The organism is Coriobacteriia bacterium, assembly GCA_013336165.1.
GTDB lineage: Bacteria > Actinomycetota > Coriobacteriia > Anaerosomatales > JAAXUF01 > JAAXUF01.
In genome coordinates, this window is record JAAXUF010000006.1 from 19,041 (window position 1) to 39,391 (window position 20,351).

The window sequence follows — 20,351 nt, forward strand, 5'->3', positions numbered from 1 at the left end:
TCTCGCTTCGGGCAAAACGAGAAGCTGCCGAGCCTTTCAGAGAGCGAAGAGAACCTGTGACGGCTTCTTCTCGAGCTTCTTGGAGAGTTCCTCCACGGTGCCGTATTCCATGACACCGGTGTAGCAGTTGTGCACGCAGGAGGGCAGTTTGCCCTTGGAGGTCCGATCCTCGCAAAGATCACAAAGGTCGGTGGGAATCGGCACGTACTTGAGCTGCCATTTCTCGTCGTCTATCTTCCAAGGACCGACCTCGAAGACCTTGATCCCCCACTTGCCCTCGGGGATGCTGTGCTCCTCCTTGCAAGACACCTCGCAGGTGTGGCAGTTGGAGCACCATTCATAATCGATCAGGATTCCGTTGCGTGACATCTAAAACTCCCCCTCTTCGCACTTGTAGATCTTGCAGAGCAGAGCTTTGACGTCGGCGCCAAAACCGGTCGGCCCTTGCTGACCGAGCTCACTGAGCAGGTTCGGGTTCACGTCCCAGACGCCGTACATCGGATCCTCGTGCGGATCCATCTCGGGGAACCACCAACCGCTGTTGACGTTTGCCATGCCCGACAGGACGATGGGGGTCAGCTTCGCACGATGCTTGATACGGCCGATCTTGTTCTCCACCCACACCCAGTCTCCGTCGCGGAAGCCCTGCTCCTTGCCCCATTCGTCGTTCATCTCGACCAGCGGGTCGGGCTGCATCTCGCGTAGCTTCGCGACATCACGATGCTCAGAGTGGAAGTAGTAAATGTTGCGCGTGCCGGTCATGGTTATGACCGGGTACTCCTTGTACAGCTCCGGAGTGGTGTAGGGGCTGTAGTAGGGCTCGTCGTAGTATGGCAGCGCGTTGTCTCCGATATCCTCGGCCAAGGACGAGTAGAGCTCGATACGCCCGGTTCGAGTGTTGAAGCCCGGCTGGCCATCTTCGCGCAACAGTCCTTTTTCGTAACGCTGGTAGGGCTGTCCGGCGTACGCCCAGTGCTGCTTGCGAATCTCAGCCCACGTCAGACCGGATTTCTGAACGAGGAAGTCGAATATCTCCTCGACGCTGTCGAAATCGAACATCTTCTCGTTGAAGCGCTTGCCCAGACGCCATACGATCTCGGCATCGCTCTTCGGCTCGCCTATTGGAGTCATACCGGCGATGGGAGATATGGCGAACGCGCCGGTGCGCTTGGCGATCATACCCAACTTTTCGACGCTCATGGCGCACGGAAGAGCAACGTCTGCGAGCATCTGGATGGTGGGGGTGAGCCTGTAGTCCGCCACCGCAATGAACTTCAGCTTCTGAAGCACAGGGTACACACGGTTCAAGTCCGCGTTACTCATGCAGGCCAGAGGGTTGGTGCCCATCATGATGGCGCCCGTGAAGCCATAAGGCTCCTCGGTCTCGGCTTGAACGACCGCAAGGTCAGGCTGGTCGAGCACCATGCCCATTCTGATGAACGGGTACTCATCGTATCCAACGACCATCTTCTGAACATCCTCGGGCAGCTCTTTGTAGCCCCAGCTGAAGTAGTGGAAGTCAAAGGGAGCCCCTGCGAAGACCTGTCCGCCCGGCTGGTCGATGTCGCCGCAGATTGTGAGCATGGAGATGATGGAGCGCACGGCGCCTATGCCGTTTCGCTGCATGTCCAAGGAGAGACCCAGCTGAACTGACGAGTAGCGGCCGGCTGCGAAGACTCTGGCGGCCTCGCGGACCTTATCTGCCGGCACCCAAGCCTTCTCGCAGAGGTCGTCGAAGTCGTATTCCGCGCAGCGCTCGACGAGCGCTTCGAAACCATACGTCCACAAATCGACGAACTCATGGTCGTACAGGTCCTCCTCGATGATGACCTTGAGCATCGCCATGGCGATGGCCGAATCGACTGCCGGACGAGGCTGAATCCAGATGTCCGCGCGAGCGGCCATCCATGTCAGGCGCGGGTCGATGACGATGAGCTTGGTGCCCCTGCGCAAGACCTCGACAATCCAGTCGCCGAAGAATCCGTCTGAGTTCGAGGCCACGGGGTTGCAGCCCCAAACGACCATGACCTCGGGGATCTTGAACTCGGGGTTATCGTAGCGGTCTTCATGCATCTCCGAGCAGTCGGGCATCATATAGGCGCCGGTGCTGACGTTGTAGGAGACCAGACGCGGCATCCAGCAAGCCAGGCCGGACGAATAGCTTTCGACGTGCGGCGTGCCCATGGCATAGGCCAGACGCTGAACCTGCCACAGGATATCGCGACCGGTTCCGCAGAAGGTCTGGAGGGTGTGGGCGCCATATTCGTTTGAAAGCCTGGTCATCTCGTCGTAGATGAGATCCAGTGCCTCGTCCCAAGTGACCCGCTCCCACGCATCGGGGTTACCGCGCTGGGAAGGGTCGCGCTTCATCGGGTAGAGCAGGCGATCGGGGCTGTTCACGATATCGGGGAGGACTACACACCTTGGGCAGAGGCGCCCCTGGTTGAACGGATTCTCCTTGTCGCCCTCGACCTTCTCCAGTACGCCATTCTCGTTGTTGACATAGCACAGGATGCCGCAACCTGCGTGGCACCCAGGTGCCGACCAGTGGGTCGTCCTAGTTACCGTATAGCCGTCTTCTTGCCACGAAACCGGTAGATTAAGATTGCCCATTCTCAACTCCTTTCGCTTACACGATTCTCTTCTTTGCTGGCTCACTCATCCAACGCGACTCGGCCATCCCACATCCGTCGTACACATCCCTTTCCCGCCTTCGTCCTGCGTTTCTCTAGAACGAACTCGCGTACCTTCGCGGATGCTCAAACTGGTCGAAGTGGTTGCAGTGGGAACGGTACGGCGCGCGATGAGGCATGCGCATCAGGCGCAGCAGCCAAACGTTCACGAGAATGGGGCGAAGAAACGGACAAAACAGCCATTAGCCCAATCGGCCTAGCCCCATTTCGGGTACTCCTTACGTTCTATAAGCCTAACGTAAGCACCAACTGACTAGGTTGGCTAGAGTGCGCGAGGTCATCGGGGCTACCATAGTCGACGTTCCCCCGCGGGTTCCGTTGTCAGCGACAGTCGATGGCCGCCCACACTGGATTGGAGAGTGCCCTACGTTGAGCTGGCACCTCCCCACGGTGCTGACCAGACTCAGGCTGCCGGACGAAAACGTCCATTCGCTCCCTTACGGCGAACTGTCACCTATGTCGCAGCTAGGCTACCAAGCTTCTACGTCGTACTCTTGTTCATCATCGAGTTGGAACTTCTCTATCGCATCTATGAGTTCCTGCCTCGAGTGCACGTCGGTCTTGCGATAGATGCCGTAAATGTGAGCCTTGACCGTGTGACCTGAGATGAACATCGTCTTTTCGATAGACGCCCTTGAGTGTCCTTTCGCCAACCAGATCAAGACCTCTTGTTGGCGCTGGCTCAACTGGTAGTAGTTCGCGAAGCCGACGCACTTCATCTTCCAATAGCCAGCATGCTGCGAATCATTCTTTGGGCTCGGGAAATCGTGATCCATAACGGGATGCTCGGTGAACGGTGTGTAGCTGTTTCTGAAGAAGAACGCCTGCATGAATATCAGTATTATCACGGCAATATCTAGCAGAATCGGTAACCTGATAGCGCCTTCAAAGGACGTGCCGAGAACGGTGTATGCGCAGAAGTATCCAAATGCAAGTCCTACTATGTCACCAATTCGTCCAAATGCCATATTTGCAAACGGAGCCAATTGATAGACATGCATGTACTGGGCGACGGCCGACCAGCATATTATTTCGTTCACAGTAGCAACCAGAATCATGATAGCGAGAAGAATCACCCGGTACTGTTGATCAACAATCGGAAGCAGCAGAAGCCCTATCGCAGCGGTCGGCGCTATTTCCTTGATCAATTCGCTGACTTCAAACCATTCCTGGTGTGAAGCGTCATAGATCTTGAACAACGCCGCCGCGAGCATGGCTCCTAGCACGATTACGCTGACTGAAGGTAGAGCTGTAACAGAGATGGCGAATATGACGAATCCAAGAAGGAACCCGTTGGCGACCATTGCTGACGAAGAATGCAGCAACGACTTCCAAGCAGGAGGTCTTGTGAAGTAGTAATAGGAGACAATGTATTCCAAGTTCGAACGATAGATCCATCTTGCGAACAGAGCGCTCGAAAGCAAAGGAAGCACAATCATCGTCACTTTGAGGGTCTCAATTTTGAAGAAGTACAGCACGACTAGCAGGAGGAAGACCTCGGCAAACATGGCTACTGCCGGATAGGTGACAGCCCGCCTGTGGTTCAGCTGCGAGAGGAAGATCCCCCAAAGACAAAGGAGACATACGGCTCCGAACCCCGCAAGAAACCATATACCTCTCAAGAGGGTCTCGTCGGCGCTCCATAGAAACATACTGACGCCGCACATCGGCGTGAGAACTGCCGCAACGACGACTACGATCCTGATCCCCGACACCGACATCAGACGCTTGGACAGCGCCCACGCAAAGCCGCTCGCCACGACTTCTCCCGCGAAGAAGAAGGCGATCACACCGACCGCCGAGTCTCTGGGAATGCCGGAGTTCATCAGCAGTGTATTGACGAGAATGAGGAACAGCCATGTCAGATACAGGGAGAATCCGGCGACCCCCACGAGGTCTTCGACTGTGGCGATGGTTCCGGTGTTCTGGCTGGGTTCTTGACTCCCAGGGAGAATGACGTTGCGCGTTTCATCGTCTGATGACAACGGTTTCATTCGGTCATTGTGATTCATCCCCCAGACTTTGTGAATACGTCCGAGGTCCCCTATTCCTCTTCATCATCGAGCTGGAACTTCTCTATCGCATCTATGAGTTCCTGCCTCGTGTGCACGTCGGTCTTGCGATAGATGCTGTAGATGTGAGCCTTGACCGTGTGACCTGAGATGAACATCGTCTTTTCGATAGACGCCCTTGAGTGCCCTTTCGCCAGCCAGACCAAGACTTCTTGTTGACGTCGGCTCAACTGATAGTAGTTCGCGAAGCCGACGCACTTCATCTTCCAATATCCAGCATGCTGCGAATCATTCTTTGGACTTGGGAAATCGTGATCCATAACGGGGTGCTCGGTAAATGGTGTGTAGCTGTTTCTGAAGAAGAACGCCTGCATGAAGATCAGCGCTATCACAGCAATATCTAGCAGAATCGGCAACCTGATAGCGCCTTCAAAGGACGTGCCGAGAACGGTGTATGCGCAGAAGTACCCCAATGCAAGTCCAACTATGTCACCAATTCGTCCAAATGCCATATTTGCAAACGGGACCAATTGATAGACATGCATGTACTGGGCAACGGCCGACCAGCATACGATTTCGTTCAGAGTGGCGACCAGAATCATGATAGCGAGAAGAATCACCCGATACTGTTGATCAACAATCGGAAGCAGCAGAAGCCCTATCGCAGCGGTCGGCGCTATTTCCTTGATCAATTCGCTGACTTCAAACCATTCCTGGTGTGACGCGTCATATATCTTGAACAGCGCCGCTGCGAGCATGGCAACCAGTACGATCACGCTGACTGAGGGCAGAGCTGTAACGGAGATGGCGAATATGACGAATCCGAGTAGAAACCCGTTGGCGACCATTGCCGACGAAGAATGCAGCAACGACTTCCATGCAGGGGGTCTTGTGATGCAGTAGCAGGAGACTATGTATTCCAGGTTCGAACGATAGATCCATCTCGCGAACAGAGCGCTCGAAAGCAACGGAAGCACAATCATCGTCACTTTGAGGGTCTCTACCTTGAAGAAATGCAGCACGACTAGCAGGAGGAAGACCTCGGCAAACATGGCTACTGCCGGATAGGTGACAGCCCGCCTGTGGTTCAGCTGCGAGAGGAAGATCCCCCAAAGACAAAGGAGACATACGGCTCCGAACCCCGCAAGAAACCATATACCTCTCAAGAGGGTCTCGTCGGCGCTCCATAGAAACATACTGACGCCGCACATCGGCGTGAGAACTGCCGCAACGACGACTACGATCCTGATCCCCGACACCGACATCAGACGCTTGGACAGCGCCCACGCAAAGCCGCTCGCCACGACTTCTCCCGCGAAGAAGAAGGCGATCACACCGACCGCCGAGTCTCTGGGAATGCCGGAGTTCATCAGCAGTGTATTGACGAGAATGAGGAACAGCCATGTCAGATACAGGGAGAATCCGGCGACCCCCACGAGGTCTTGGACAGTGGTAACCGTTCTAGTAGTCTGACTGGGTTCCTGACTTCCAGAATGAATGGTGTTGCGCGTTTCATCGTCTGATGACAGCGGTTTCATTTGGTCATTGTGATTGATCCCTCAGACTTTGTGAATACGTCCGGGGCCCTGGTTGATGCTGCTGAACCTCTTGTCGATCCTGACGCACACCCTTCCCTCGAAGCGGCCTGAGGGGTGTCGGCGGCGAGGCTACGGCGTCTTCGCTGTGACGGACAGCGTCTTGGTGCCCGGAGTGTATGCGTCGCTCTGATACAGGCCCGCGAGGCTCGCTCCGCTGGCGTTGCCACCGAGGTACACGTTGTACGCCGTGCCCGACACGAGATCCGGTGAAGAGAAGACTAAGACTGCAACGTTCTTGGTGGGGAGAAACGTCAGCACATCTTTCCCGTCAGCCGTCTCGAGGTGTATCAGGGTCTCGGCTTTGATGCTCGTCTTCAGGTAGACCGCCGCTTGTGATGACGGCTGAGTGATACTCTCGGCCATCCCAGCGTCGGAGCACGCAGCGACCAGCGTGCCGCCCGTCATGTTGAATGTGCCGTTCGCATCGAGGGCGCCGTTGCCGCCCCGGGTTGGACCGTGCACGACTACGACGCCGCCGGTCATGGTGATAGAGCCGTTAGAGTCCAGCCCGTCACCCTCTGCGTCGATGGTGATCGTGCCGCCGTTGATGGTGAGGTAGTAGTTGCCGACCGCTTCGCCGCCGCCGGCACCACCGGTACCGGCGCCAGCACCAGCTGCACCGCGTTGGGCGAAGCGGTCGTTTCCGGGAGCGCCGCCGGTCATCGCCGTCCCGGAACCGTCGTTGCCTCCCGCGACGTTGATGCCGTCATCCGTCGCGACAATGTGGATCTCCCCGCCGTTAATGGTGATGTTCGCGCTCTCGAGGCCCTCGTAGGAGCGTGTGACGTTGACTACACCGTTGTCGATCTGCAGCGCGGAATCCGCGTGGACGGCGTCGTCCCCCGTAGCGATCGTAACCGTACCGCCACCGATAACGACAGCGTTGTTGGAGTGAATGGCGTCATCGGCCGAGTCGATTCCGATCGTTCCGCCGCTGATCGCGACGCTGACGGTTCCCTTGATGCCCTTGGCCGAGACATCCTGGCCGAGCTTGGCGCCACTCCCGCCGCCGGAATTGAGCGTGAGCTTTCCGCCACTGACGATCGCGTCCGTCTCGGCGTCGATCGCGTCAGTTCCTGCCTTGACGGTGATACTGCCGGCGGCTACCGAGACATACCCCTTGGTCGCGTCCTCGGCATTGTCGGCTTTGAGGCCGTCACCGCCGGCAGTGACGCTGAGATTCCCGTCCTTGACGACGAGGTAGTCTTTGCCGCGGATACCGTCGTCAACCGCATCGACCGTGATCGTGCCGCTGGCGATGATGAGCCCGTCCTTGCTGGCTATGCCGTCATTGTAGTTGGCATCGACCGTCAGCGACCCGTCGCCGAAGATCGTCAGATTCGACGTGCTGTAGAGCGTCGCGTTGGGCTCATCCGAGTTGGCGGTGGTGGTCTTGTATGACGCGCTATCGGCAAGGCGGTTCATGGTTCCCTTGGCCAAGGCAACAACGACCTTCTCGGCCTTGGAGACCAGGATGGCGGGACCGTCCGCATTCGTGATTTCGACGCCGTTCAGGATCAGGCGAACGACCGCGTTGTCCTTCGTGTCAACGACGATCTGTCCGTCGGAAAGTGAACCGGTGAACCGGTAGGTCCCGGCGGCGGTCAGTGTTACTGTGCTGCCATTGACGGCCGCGCCTGCGGCATTCGTTGAGATCGAGGTGCCCTTGAGGACGATATCGACAACGCTCGCTTCGTTCCACGTGTAGTCGGCCGGGTCGTCATGAGTCGCGGCATTCTCGGCGCTCACGGTCGCCGTTGCCTCGGCAGCCGAGGAGGCCGATTGACTAGCCTGCGAGCCGCACCCGGCAAGCGCAAGCACCATCAGGATGCCGATCAGAAGCGATAGAAGCCGTCGCAGTCTCATTCTCGTATTCCTCCGTTCATGCAGTCAACGAGCGTGCCGACACCCGCTCACGGCAGGCCTCGTCATCTCCCAGCGAGTCAAAGTGTGAGCGCAACACCCGGCTCCACTTGTTCGCGGGGAGAGAGGGATCGATAGCCGCAAGTGTCGTGCAGTACTTGCTGACCTTCACTGGTCGGCAGTGCGCCGACCACAGCCTGCGGTCAAACCTGCTCGGTGCACCGCAGGTCTTCGTCTCAACGATCACCAGACTCGGCAGCCTAAGATGCCTGCCGTCGTGCGTGATTGCTTCGATCTCTGTATCGACGGTCACGCGACTTGCCGAGGCAGCTTCGAACAACGTAGTGCGGAGATACCGCACGGTGAGGGTGTGCCGGAGATCTCGGCTGATCATGGCCACGGGATTGAACTGTTCAATGAAGAGGCGTCCCTCAGCCGTAAGACGGGAACGATCCTCCAACGGATACGGGCACCGATGTTTGACGGTCAAGTCCGTGCGCTCACGAGCTTTGACCTCAAGGAGACACTTCCCGCTGTCCATATACGTTCGGGTGCGCACCTTGAAACGGCTGGGACGGCCGTATGCCGCTGCGAGATACGAGTGGAGATCCGGCGTGTCGAAGTAGGCGGATTCGTAACGGAACATGCGCTTGCCATCAATCGTCAAAGCACTGATCTCGTGGCCCATCTCTCTGATCGCCTCCTCGAGCACGCTGGAGGGCACGATGTACTTTCGGTCCTTGCGAGTCTGGAGAGCGGCCGCACGGTCAAGTGCCGACAGGTCGACGGCGTCCAGTTCCCAGATGCTCTCCGTCAGCGAGTGCGAGGTCATGACCTGCCTTCAGTCGCTCGGATACCGTGCTGCTCTGCGACATACTCGTCTACCTGCCTAGGCAACTCATAGTGCACTTCGGCCACCGTTGTCTCGTTCACCAGGTTCAGTTTCCGCACGATGGCGACGTGCACCGTGGCGCCGAGAAGTTCCTCCAGATGTCGGATCAGCGCCGCTTCGTTGGTGAAAGCGGCGTCAAGCGTGATGATCTGGTTCCGGTGACGGGCGAACAACCGCGGATGATCGCCGATGAAGAGCGCCAGGAGTATGGCTCCCGTCAACACGGGACTCAGCCAGAGCGGAGTGACCGAAACTCCGGCGAGCAGACCGAGTGCAAGTGACGCGAAATAGTAGGCTACCTCCGGCTGGTTCAACTCGTCCGATCGAAGCCGGATGATCGACAGAATACCGAACAGACCGAGTCCCAAGCCGACGGCGACCGTGGACGACGAAAGAATCGCGGCTACCGCCGCAACGCCTATGTTGGCGCCAAGGTAGGAGACCACCATGTCCTTGCGGCGATGCCTGGGGAAATACAGGGCGAACGTCATGATGACAATCGCCAGTAGATCCAAAACGAAAGGAAAAAAGCGTTCCATTGCAGGCCCCCGAGTCTGTGAACAGTATTTGCGCCGAGAGCAAAGAAGCCCACGCCAAATCCCGGTACGTTCATGCTAGCGTCGGCTCACGACTGCCGCGTCCCCTGAGGGGAGTGTTCTTGTATACCGCGAGGGATGTACGAGAGAACCGGAAGAACAGCCACCGGACCGCCTATTCCGGATCCCGCGGTCCGGGGGAGCCTTGCTAGATCAGTCTGACAGGCGGCTTGGAGATGCTCCTACCTCTCCAGGTTGTCTTGCCGCCGAGACCATCCACGAGAGAACGAAGGGCTACCAGTTCGTAGGCGACCATCGTGAGCGGGCAAAGGCAAGCCGGCCACACCGGCAAGTGCAGACGAATATGGGTGAAGATCCAGTGGACCAGCGCCAGCACGACGGTAGTCACCAGCAGCATCGGCCGAACCGGCACGCGATCAGGATGAGCCATGTGCAAAGCCAGCATCACCACGGGCTCGCAGAACACGAAGCCCAGCCACAGCCAGACAAAGGCGTAGGGAAGCACTGCATATCCAAAGGCCGCGAAGAGGTTCTTACTGAATCCATCGCAGGCTTCCCTACCGCTCCGATACATGCGGCAACTGACGATGGCTGTGGCGTCCATCACGCGACAGACGAGTCCCGCCTTTCGCACGCGTTTCGCTAGGTCGATATCGTCAACGATGCTGTGCCGGATGGCGGCGTGCCCTCCTACCGCAAGATAGGCGTCTCGCCGAAAGACCATGATCTGGCCAACGACACGCGCCACAGCGGCCCTGCGCGACACGAGACCGGCAACCAGCGGCGTGAATGAGAAGAACGCCCAGTAGAACATCGGCACGAGCACTTTCTCGCCGAACGTTCGCATCACCTGCCGAGGAAGACCGGACAACAGATCCGCCCTCTCCCCCTCAAACGTAGAGACGATCTTCTCAACGGCATCCGGGGCCACGAAGACCGTATCGGCGTCGGCGAAAAAGAGGATGTCGCCGCGAGCGGCGATCGAGAGCTGATGACAGGCCCAGTTCTTGCCCGTCCAGCTGGATGGCAGCGCTGCCCCGGAGAGAACCAGCAGCCGCGGATCTCGCGCCTGCTCCTCCTCCAGAATCGTGCGGGTGTCGTCGTTCGACTGGTCGTCGAGGACGATCAGCTCCATGTGCGAGTAGGTCTGCGCGAGCAGCGATCGCACGCAGGCCCGGATGTTGGCCTCCTCGTTTCGGCAGGGCACGAGCAGGGAGACGTGCGGCTTCTCGGCGACAGGACTGTGCCTCCCAACGCGCCGCAGTACGTAGCTGTTGCTCAACACAATCAGCAAGACGGCGGCCTGGAACACGATGAAGCCCTTGATGCAATCGCTGGTCAGATAGCGCAGGATCTCGTCGGTCATCTCGGCTGCGTTCCGCTCTGTCGCAACTCCGGTCGCCGCACAAGTTCGGCACGATGCTTCCAGAGTATGATCGCGGCTTGGGACAGCAAGACCAGTCCGAGCGACCAATCGGGCAGCCAGAACACGATGCCCAGCGCCATGGCCGCGAGTGCCACCACCACTGCCCAAGCGTCGCGTCGGATCAACCATGTGGCCACCACTACCACGACCACTGCGATCAGCGGAATCCTCCAGTAGGTCAGTCCGATCCACGTGCCCAGCGTGACCGCAAGTGCCTTGCCGCCCCTGAACCTGAGGAACGGCGAAAACGCATGTCCCGCGACGGGGAGCACTGCGATCAGCGCCAGCATCCAGCCTCCGTAGCCGAGCGCCTGCCTGGCGAAGACGACGGGAAGGACGCCTTTCGTCACATCGAGAAGCAGTACCACGATGCCCACGGTCGGGTTGCCCATGCGCAAGACGTTCATCGCTCCCGGGTTGCCATCGCCGAACTGACGCACGTCTCTCCTCGCGATCAGCCTTCCGAGCCAGACGGAGAAGGGAAGCGAGCCGCTCAAGAATGCGACGAAGGCCATGAGAGCAAGTTCGACAGTCGAGCACGTAGGCAAATCGCAGCCAATCTGTCGTTGGTCGACCCCAGACGCCTAGTCTTCCGCTGCAAGTTCGAGCAGGATCTTGAGAATGGCCACGGGCTCTTCCGCAAAGCTCCTGCGCGTGCAAACCGCTTCACATGGCGGGCGACTGTCTTCGGCGCCCTGCCCCTCGCGCGCCACACAAGCGCGGCAGCACTCCCCGAGATCGGCTACCGGTCCGGCGGCATCGGCCGTGCGCGCGATCGCATCCCGCGCGCCACGCCAGTTACCGGCTTCCACGCGCCGCATCACACCGGGGATGTCGAAACCTGCTGGACACGCCGATCGGCAGGGAGCGTGTTCACACCACTGGCAGGCACTCGCCGCAACCCCCAGCGCCGTTGAAGGCAGGTTACCCGGCTGCCCCCTCGGGATGATCCGCACTGCGCTCGGCTCGGCAATCCCAGACTGGTAGTCGGGAAGACCGAGATCGCGCAGGACCGCATTGGCCGCCGAGATGCCCGACACGGTGACTGCCGGAGTTCCCGTGCCCATCACGGTGCCTTCACCTGCGAGGTAGAGGCCGGCAAGCGGTGTGCGGGCGCGTGGACGGAGCAGGAGATGCTGGCCCATGCGTTGCTTCGGGCCCGCAACCGAACCTCTCGGCTTCTGGAGGTAGCGCTCGATCGTGGTCGGGCTGCCCTCGATGCGGGTCCGCACCGCCGCCGTGAAGCCCGGAATCCGGTTCTCGATCAGCCCGAACATGCGGTCGGCTTCCAGGCGCTTTGCTTCGCGGTAGGCAGCCGATTGATATCCCGGGTCCGAAGGTCTGGGCCATGTCTTCAGGCTCGGGCCGATCAGGAAGAACGTGCACAGATCGCTTGGGGCGAGGCTTGGATCCTCAAGCCCGGAGAGATAGAGCGTGACGTCGCTTTCGTCTATGGACTCGGTGTTGTCAATGAACATCTCGAGGGGCATCGCGCTTTCCGGCAATGCTGAGCGCTCAACCGTCCCGTGGACGACGAAGCTCGGCCAAGAGTCCTCCATGCCGAGGATCTTCGACTTCCAGCGCTGCGGGAGGATACCCGCCGTGTCCAGATCGGCGGCGAGTTCCTTGACGGCACCGGCGAACACGACCACATCGGCCTCCAGAAGCTCCCCCGAGGCAAGCCTAACTCCGGGCGCTCCTCCCCCGGACGTGGTCGGCGGTTCCAGTCCGACGACGCGATCCCGATAGCGCATGACCCCGCCGTTCTTCTCGATCGCCTTCTCCATGCGTGCCACGAGAGCCATCGGTGAGGATGCCGGATAGTAGGACCCGCCGACGTGGTTGTCCACGAACATGGTGGCGACCAGAATCGCGGGCGTCTCTTTCATCGTGGTGTAGCAGTACGTCGAGGTGAGCTTGTTGAAGAACTGCCGAACCTCAGCGTTGCGCACATACGGGCGCATGAGCGATTCCGCGCTGCGGAACATCAGGCTGATGGCGCGCAACTGCGACATGGGATCGGCCATGAACCGCCGTCTCGACTCCTCGGCGGGGAGCTCCGTCGGCGCCTCGAAGACCGGGACCTTTGCAATGACGTTGTCGTAGAGGCGGGTGATCTCGGCGTAGAAACGCCTGAGCTCGTCGCGCGAGTTGGGGAAAAGGGCGCACAACTCGTCGAGGAACCGATCCATGTCAGGCCAGAAGATGACGCCCTTGTCGCCATACCGAAGACGGTAGAGCGCCTCATGCCGATACATCTCGATAGGCTCGTCGATCTCCGTCATGAGCCAGCGGTGAGGGTTGAAGCCGCGCTCCCCAAAACCGAACAACATTGCAGCGCCGAGATCGTACGTCACACCATTGCGCCTGAACGCAGAGCAGGAACCACCCGGCCTGTCGCCGCCCTCGATCACCGTTACGGCAAGACCACGACGTGCCAGAAGGGCGGCGGCAGTCAGACCCGAGAGTCCGGCCCCCACAACGATGACGCTGCGCGTTTCCTCCATATGGAAAGAGTAGTCCGCAGTGTGACTCGCCGCAAGGCTGATCGGTTCCGTCGCCACGATCACGCCGCTCGACAGGTGCCTTCCACCCTTTTTACCGCCGATCTCTTGTCAATCGCCCTCTCGACGAGAAGCTCGTGGCCGATCTCGATATCCGAGTCATAACGGAAGAGGGTGAGGTGCTAAGGCACCTCACCCTCGATCCGACTCGAAACTATCAGCCCATCGGAAGATCAGAAGTGTCCACGTTGTCCTGACACATCTGTCCACGATGTCGTGAGACATGACAATAGCGGAGAGGGGGGATTCGAACCCCCGTAACGCTCGCGCTACGGTCTTCGAGTGCGAGCAGTGACGTCGCCTCGTGTTACGCTCAGCCGCGTTTGCCACGTCAGACACTGTTTACGGCCCAAGCCCATTACGTCAGATCGTGCCCCCTCTCGCGCAGTCGCGCGTGGCTCGTTTGCGGTTTCGTTTGCAGTCGATGCCCTGATTGGAGATCCTTTCTGTTGGTACAGACCCTCCGGTGGTTGCAGCAATCAGCAGATGCGCTGCCACCCGAGACTGCCTTCGTGTCAGACCGTTGCGTTAGTCTTGCGCTGCACGATGGAACGACAGAGAGTGCGCCGATTTGAGCTACAGCTCGCGGGCGCGGTACAAGTGCAGCTAAAGCGCGGACCAGATGATTCGCCCCTTTCTGGGCCAACCCTCTGCAGTCTTGTGCCGCACCGCCCAATCGAAAGGCGGAGGATTATACATGAGCACAGCAGAAGACTTCGACGAAACGACCAGAGAGATCGTGCGCTACCACGACGTGATCGAGAACGCAGGACACGCATGGGTCCTTGCCCACGACGACAAAGACTGGTTCTACGAGTGCTTGAGGTGCGGCGACCACGTGCACGTGCTGACGATTGAGGAGATGAACAAGGCAGTCGAGCACAACTACGCCTACATGGCGGTCAACCACCGAGCACCATGGAGGGGGTCGGAGACCGTCGAAAGGTTCAATCCCTCGGGCGAGAACGCGCTTGAGAAACGTCCCGCATACCCACCGTGTCCGAAAGCCGATGCAGTTCTTCCGGATATGGCGGACTTCAAGCGCGGACCATTGACGTCCCTCTAGAAGCACAGTCGCTAGGGGCAGACTCGTTGCGTTGTCTTGTCCGCGAAGGTCCAAAACCTACAACAGCATCCTGACCATGCGAGTCTTGTTTGCACTTTGCCCCGATAGAACACGATCCCGGCGCCTCTCTCGAGACCCGGGATCGCATATGCCCAGCTAAATGGCGGAGAGGGGGGGATTCGAACCCCCGTAACGCTCGCGCGCTAAACGGTTTTCGAGTCCCGCCTCTAGCGTTTCTGTCCGTATCTGCCCGTAGGCAGCTGGACCTATTCGCGCTGGTAAAAGTACCAGTTCAAGACCCAGGTGTATCTAGTGGGGCTCGCGCATACCCGCCTGATTCGGGGCGTAATTCGGGGCGAAATAGCCGTTCGCGTTCCCTCTCTCACAAGAGAACAACATTCACGACCAAGGAAATGTAACGGCAGCTTACTTGCCAAGTTCCTTCAGGAGCCACTTCTGTGTCTTCTTCGCCCAATGCGCCGGAAGTTCGATCGTAGCAAGCGTAGTACCCGAACCGACGATCAGCAGGTTAGCCTTGCCCCCCTTCAGAGGGGTGACCGTCGCGGTCTGGATCGCCAAACGTGGCACGTTCGCCCACTTGCCATACGCATTCTTGTACGTGAATTCTGATTGATCCAATTTGAATGTCTGACCTGAGAGAATGCCGCCCGGACGAAATGTTGACACGTTGCCTCCCCTATTTCGAATTGGGGAAGCGATAGCCGTCCCCCAGCCTGCCTTCAGCGCAATGCGCTCCTTCTTGGTCCTCGGAACAAGATGGAGGGACGTCGCATTTTCCAAATGTGGAATATGTCGACTATGAATCAACCCATAGTTAATCCTACTAGAGAGATGGGCGTGACGTATAGTCCGTGGACTGATAGTCAACATACGCATTCACTTGAGGCATGGAGAATCCAGCTTCAGATCCTTGCGTTGAATTCGGAATCCGCCTTCGCCGGGCTCGTTTGGCGCGTGAGCTATCACAAGAGCAATTGGCGAATCTCGCAGGATTGGACAGGACCTATATAAGCAGCTGTGAGGCTGGCCGTCGCAATGCAACCATCAGAACCATTGTTCGGCTGGCAGGTGCGCTGGGTATCGACCCTGCTAATCTCATTTCGGATCGATGTCCTGACTCATCGCCCCATCTACCGAGCGAGCCCGGAATTGCTCGAGACTAGTGACCACACGATGCGGGGCGTGATTCGTGGCGAAACAGTCTCCCTGTTCATCCACTCTCTCTTCTTGGCGGTGCCAGTGATACGGTCGACTCAGAACTCAGGCAATGCCAGGAGATTATCTGTCCAAATTCCATTCGCGTAGGTGCGAAGGTAGGGCGGCGTCGCATCCACAACTCCAACGTCAACATTCTGCCAATTGCCTTGGACATACGCCTTCCCGCCCTTGTTCTTGATCCAGTCAACCATGTCCGCTCGACTGCTCGTTCCCGTGGAGCTATCTACCATGCTCCTCCACTGCACGCTCGCGATGTGCTCGTGTCTGCTCCCGCCTTCCATATGACGGTGCGTGATGTATACGGCCATGTCCGAACTCCTCTCAACCCCTCCGGATTAACCCTGTCGATACAGCTTAATCCTCGACACTGACATTTGGTTCCGCTCTGTCTCGAATACCCAGCGTATTGGTCATGGCAGTTCTGCTTTTACCTTGGCTCTGTCAAAGTAGTGGCTGAGCAAACTCAGCCACGGGGAGGCCCGAATGCAGGTAACGTTTCTTTCCCAACCGTTCGTCGCTGGAGAGCAGGCGGGGTCGGTTCTGTGTGACCTGCTACTGTCGGGGCGGTATTCGAGTTTCACGGCAGTGGTTGCGTGGGCTAAGGCCTCTGGACTCCGACGTATTTCGGAGCCGCTAAGCGAGTATCGCCGTGCAGGTGGTTACGCAAGTTGTTTCTTGGGCGTCGACGAAGGCGGTGCGTCCGTCGAAGGTCTACAACTGGCCGTTAGCTTGTTTGACGAAGTCCACGTCTTCCACGACCCGGGCTCACGCACGTTTCATCCGAAGATCTATCTGTTCGAGGAAGAGGCCTGTCAAGCCGTCATCGTCGGGTCTAGTAATTTGACGCGGGGTGGACTCTATTCCAACTATGAAGCTTCGGTATTGGTCGAATGTGACGGCGCTTCGGAAGACGATGGTCTATTCGTGACCTCCGTCCAAGGGTTCATCCATCACTTGGCGAACATCGGTGATAGTTGCAGGGTGCTGGACGATGCCCTCCTCGCGGCGCTCATTGCAGGAAACTATGGTGTGAAGTCCGAGAGGTCACGCCGCGACGGCAATGCAGGGCAGGGTTCGGGCCGTGATCTTTTCGGTTCTTCAGTGAAGAATCTGCTGGGAGCACCAACGCTGCCCAGTGGCGCGCCAGATGACAGCGCTGACTCCGACCGTTCTATGACTGACCCGGTAGTGGGCGAGCTGGAGGCTCACGAAGATGGCCTCCCCGTTTCCGGAGTCGTTGGATTCTGGAAGGAGCTTTCACAGAACGACGTTAGTCTAACGAGTTCCCCGGGCCAGATGATCGTGCCCATCCGGTTTCGTTCATTCTTCGAGCCGCTGACTCTGCAGAGCGGCACTCTTGCCGGAACTCAATACGAGCGACACATGCCACTGACGTTCGTGGATGGGGAGGATGTCATCACTGTTAGCGATGCCCGAGCAATTCTCTACGTCCCTGCACCGGGTCATCCGCGGCCTAACGAAGAGTTGAGATTCACGTTCAGAGACCGCGCGGTACTCGAACGACTCAGCCGAGGGGACTACTTGCTCTTCGAGCGTGCCAACCAGGGGGTTGTCGTTACCCGTTTCACAGCTGAGCAGGGGTCCGCCCACGGTCTTCAAGGCCGATTCGGGCCCACTGCCCTGTAGAGGCTTGATTCAGGTCTGGTAAATGTCGCACGCAGGGTCTAAGATGACGGCATGGAAAAACGACTGGTTGAGCGAAGCAAAGTAATTGCCTATGAATGCGCGGTCTGCGCGCGAGCCACAGACGCTCCCGAGGGAACAGTACGCCTTGAGAGACGACTCTGTCGGGAGTGTTTCCCGAAGCGAGAGGATCGTCGCCCGAAGGATCTAAATGACCTCACTGGGAAAGAGTGGGCACAGGCAAGCAAGAGCGTTGAGCAGTACCCCGATACCCGTTCACCGAAACAGAAACATCATGGTGCCTGCTTCCCTGAGGCTCTGGCCCTGCACCAAATCGGCATCTATACCAAGACAGGCGGACGAGTCTTGGACCCCTTCGTTGGCATCGGAACCACCCTGGATGCGTGTGCCGCTCTTGGTCGGCTCGGCGTGGGACTCGACATCAACCCGGATTTCATAACTGCGGCCAAGAACGATCTCTCAAATCGAAACGGCGGTGATAAGCAATCCGTCATTGAGGCCGACGCGAGGAACCTTCTGACCTACGTGGAACCCGACACTATCGATTTCGTACTAACCAGTCCGCCTTACGGTCCACTGCTTCAACAGTCCAAGCAGGCCTTCGCCTACAAATGGCGAGAGCACTCGCGCATCAAGGAAATGCCCAACCCGCTTCCATATTCGAACGATGATCGTGATCTAGGCAATCTGGACTATGAGGATTTCCTAGGTGCCTTGGAGGAAGTCCTTGCAGGCACTCTCGGCGCTCTGAAGTCTCGCGGGTATGCAGCTTGGGTGGTCAAGGACTTCAGGGCGCTGAAACGAGGAGTCCCCTATGTTAACTTCCACGGGGACCTCATAGAACGTGCCCAGAGAGTAGGCTTCGACTTGTGGGACCTGCGAATCTATGATCAAACCAAGTTCCGACCGCTCGTCTGCATGGGCTATCCCTCTAGCAACTTCTACCTCAACATAGGGCATTCGTACATCGTGGTACTTCGCAAACCGTGACGACACGTCAGCCAACGGCGTCTGCTATCGTTCGCATCCAGGAGTTCTTGGCGGACCTCAACCGATGCCAAGACAAGAACTCATTGACCCATGGGATGCATCCGTATCCAGCGAAGTTCATTCCACATATTCCACGAATCCTGATCGAGTCGTTTGCCCCTGCGTCTTCGGTTGTTCTTGATCCAATGTGCGGATCAGGCACATCACTCGTTGAGGCCACGCTGCTGGGACACCCTGCGATCGGCATTGATATCAATCCGATCGCGACTTTGATCAGTCGGGCAAAGACATCGGTTATCCATCCTAGCGGGTTGCGGCGAATTGGAAGAATAGCCGACGACGCGGCTCAGATGGCGCTGTGTGTTTCGACAATGCCTACGCTTCTGGAAAGGGAAATCGCAAGGGAAGAACTGCCTGTCTTTCTGAATCGCGACAAATGGTTCACTCAACAGTGTCTCTACGAGTTGCAGTACTGCAAAAGGCTAATAAGCGCCTTGGATGACGATCTGCTTGTTACCGTGGCTCAGACGGCGTTCTCTGCGATTGTCGTCGCAGTATCAAACCAAGAAAGCGAGACGCGTTGGTGCGCGAAGACTAACGAACTGAACCCAGGTCAAGTACTCAACAAGTTCGCTATGAAACTGAGAGATTGCGTTTCGAGGCTCACCCTCTATGCAGACGCAAGTCCCTGCGAGGCCTGTGTGTATGAGGCGGACGCGCGGAAGATACCCCTCGACGACGAGTGCATCGGCTTCGCGATCACAAGTCCACCATACGCCAGCGCGCATGACTACTATCTCTACAACAAGTTGCGCATGTTCTGGCTGGGCTCGGACATCCGTTCGGTGCAACAGGCTGAGATCGGTTCAAGGTATCGACACAACGACAAGAAGGAGCCCGTGTCGGTCTACATGGACGAGATGCAAGAAATACTAGGCGAATGTCAACGGGTGCTGATCCCGGGTGGGTTCTTTGCTGTGGTAGTGGGAGATGCGGTGGTACACGGAGAGCTTCACGACATGGGACGCGAGTACACCGTGGCAGCCAACAATAGCGGATTGAGCCTTGAGACAAGTTGGACATTTGACCACGCGAGCTTCAACTCGGCTTTCCAAAGAGGTTTTGGTTCGGGGCATCGCAAGAAGACCCATGTCCTGCTGCTTCGGAAGAGGTGACCCTCCCAGGCTCCGTGGATCTTGGGAGCCTTGTCATTCACCGGGTTGGCTCAATAGGAATTGCATTCGCTCGTAGGTATTGACGTCAAGGGTGAAGATCGTGCCCTGAAAATTCCTACGGACAGCCCTCATCTCAGCTAGTAGGGGGTCGTTCTTCATCCTTTGCGCCGTCAATGCCGAGTCGAAGCGACGAATGACTCTGATTTCCATGTAGGCGAGACCCTCGTTGAGATCTGAGACGTAGCCGGAGCAGGGAGAACCGCCCGGCTTCTGAGATCGAGTATCCACATCTACTTCGGCTTCGGCGAACACCCCTTGAAACTTGGGACTGACAGATCTTGGACAGTACAGGAGGACCCTGTCTCCTACATTCGCGCGTTGTGGCAGGCACCACCAAGAATCTCGCGTTTCCGTGTCCAGAAGATCCTTTCTTCGCGTTATCGCGAGCCAGTATTGCGGAAGCACAGCGGATTCCCTTCGACGACGGTAGGCGTTACTGGATACATCGTCGCCCTGCCGCCCGAATCAGTCAAAGATGGCTAGGAAAACTCTGCTCCTGCTTTTCAGGGGACTAGGTCAGCCGGACCTATGTCGGGTTCTGGGACGCAGAC

18 protein-coding genes are annotated in these 20,351 nt (G+C 58.0%); 5 read left to right on the forward strand and 13 right to left on the reverse strand.

The genetic code is table 11. The features are described from left to right. Positions 1-36: 36 nt before the first annotated feature. The 10 genes from HGA39_05810 to HGA39_05855 form a co-directional block, all read right to left on the reverse strand. A complete protein-coding gene (locus HGA39_05810; protein ID NTW28864.1) occupies positions 37-369 on the reverse strand; it encodes an oxidoreductase in 333 nt (110 codons plus the stop codon). Beyond that, positions 370-2,613: a molybdopterin-dependent oxidoreductase gene (locus HGA39_05815; GenBank protein ID NTW28865.1), complete on the reverse strand. Its 2,244-nt coding sequence runs from the start codon at positions 2,611-2,613 to the stop codon at positions 370-372. Positions 2,614-3,163: 550 nt separating this feature from the next. Further along, complete coding sequence (locus HGA39_05820) at positions 3,164-4,687, reverse strand: helix-turn-helix transcriptional regulator (protein NTW28866.1); 1,524 nt, start codon at positions 4,685-4,687, stop codon at positions 3,164-3,166. A 50-nt stretch (positions 4,688-4,737) separates the two neighbouring features. Next, a complete protein-coding gene (locus HGA39_05825; protein ID NTW28867.1) occupies positions 4,738-6,141 on the reverse strand; it encodes a helix-turn-helix transcriptional regulator in 1,404 nt (467 codons plus the stop codon). Between the two features lie 231 nt (positions 6,142-6,372). Beyond that, the gene (locus HGA39_05830; GenBank protein NTW28868.1) at positions 6,373-8,169 is read right to left on the reverse strand and encodes a carbohydrate-binding domain-containing protein; all 1,797 of its coding nucleotides are present in this window, start codon (positions 8,167-8,169) and stop codon (positions 6,373-6,375) included. Positions 8,170-8,185: 16 nt separating this feature from the next. Further along, on the reverse strand, positions 8,186-8,998 hold the full coding sequence (locus tag HGA39_05835; GenBank protein ID NTW28869.1) for a polyphosphate polymerase domain-containing protein: 813 nt from the start codon (positions 8,996-8,998) through the stop codon (positions 8,186-8,188). Beyond that, complete coding sequence (locus tag HGA39_05840) at positions 8,995-9,597, reverse strand: DUF4956 domain-containing protein (protein NTW28870.1); 603 nt, start codon at positions 9,595-9,597, stop codon at positions 8,995-8,997. Before HGA39_05840 ends, HGA39_05835 begins: the two co-directional genes overlap by 4 nt. Positions 9,598-9,802: 205 nt before the next feature. Next, positions 9,803-10,981, reverse strand: a complete 1,179-nt coding sequence (locus tag HGA39_05845; protein NTW28871.1) for a glycosyltransferase — start codon at positions 10,979-10,981, stop codon at positions 9,803-9,805. Then, a complete protein-coding gene (locus HGA39_05850; protein NTW28872.1) occupies positions 10,978-11,556 on the reverse strand; it encodes a glycerol-3-phosphate acyltransferase in 579 nt (192 codons plus the stop codon). Before HGA39_05850 ends, HGA39_05845 begins: the two co-directional genes overlap by 4 nt. Before the next feature lie 69 nt (positions 11,557-11,625). After that, positions 11,626-13,605, reverse strand: coding sequence for an FAD-dependent oxidoreductase (locus HGA39_05855; protein ID NTW28873.1), 1,980 nt, complete (start codon positions 13,603-13,605; stop codon positions 11,626-11,628). Between the two features lie 697 nt (positions 13,606-14,302). Between HGA39_05855 and HGA39_05860 the strand changes: the two genes are divergently transcribed. Then, positions 14,303-14,671 (forward strand): hypothetical protein, encoded by a 369-nt coding sequence (locus HGA39_05860; GenBank protein NTW28874.1) that lies wholly within the window; start codon positions 14,303-14,305, stop codon positions 14,669-14,671. A gap of 426 nt (positions 14,672-15,097) precedes the next feature. Here the strand turns inward: HGA39_05860 and HGA39_05865 are convergent, their stop codons facing one another. Then, complete coding sequence (locus HGA39_05865) at positions 15,098-15,358, reverse strand: hypothetical protein (protein NTW28875.1); 261 nt, start codon at positions 15,356-15,358, stop codon at positions 15,098-15,100. A gap of 221 nt (positions 15,359-15,579) precedes the next feature. On the opposite strand from HGA39_05865, the gene HGA39_05870 reads away from it, so the two are divergent. Then, on the forward strand, positions 15,580-15,855 hold the full coding sequence (locus HGA39_05870) for a helix-turn-helix transcriptional regulator (protein NTW28876.1): 276 nt from the start codon (positions 15,580-15,582) through the stop codon (positions 15,853-15,855). A 90-nt stretch (positions 15,856-15,945) separates the two neighbouring features. Here the strand turns inward: HGA39_05870 and HGA39_05875 are convergent, their stop codons facing one another. Beyond that, entirely contained in the window at positions 15,946-16,191 is a 246-nt protein-coding gene (locus HGA39_05875; protein NTW28877.1) for a DUF3892 domain-containing protein, read from the reverse strand. Positions 16,192-16,393: 202 nt separating this feature from the next. On the opposite strand from HGA39_05875, the gene HGA39_05880 reads away from it, so the two are divergent. From HGA39_05880 to HGA39_05890, 3 genes are all read left to right on the forward strand, one after another. Next, entirely contained in the window at positions 16,394-17,557 is a 1,164-nt protein-coding gene (locus HGA39_05880; GenBank protein NTW28878.1) for a hypothetical protein, read from the forward strand. A 51-nt stretch (positions 17,558-17,608) separates the two neighbouring features. After that, a complete protein-coding gene (locus tag HGA39_05885; protein NTW28879.1) occupies positions 17,609-18,565 on the forward strand; it encodes a site-specific DNA-methyltransferase in 957 nt (318 codons plus the stop codon). Between the two features lie 83 nt (positions 18,566-18,648). Beyond that, complete coding sequence (locus tag HGA39_05890; GenBank protein ID NTW28880.1) at positions 18,649-19,740, forward strand: site-specific DNA-methyltransferase; 1,092 nt, start codon at positions 18,649-18,651, stop codon at positions 19,738-19,740. Positions 19,741-19,773: 33 nt separating this feature from the next. On the opposite strand, the gene HGA39_05895 is transcribed toward HGA39_05890, so the two are convergent. Then, a complete protein-coding gene (locus HGA39_05895; protein NTW28881.1) occupies positions 19,774-20,205 on the reverse strand; it encodes an EVE domain-containing protein in 432 nt (143 codons plus the stop codon). Positions 20,206-20,351 lie beyond the last annotated feature (146 nt).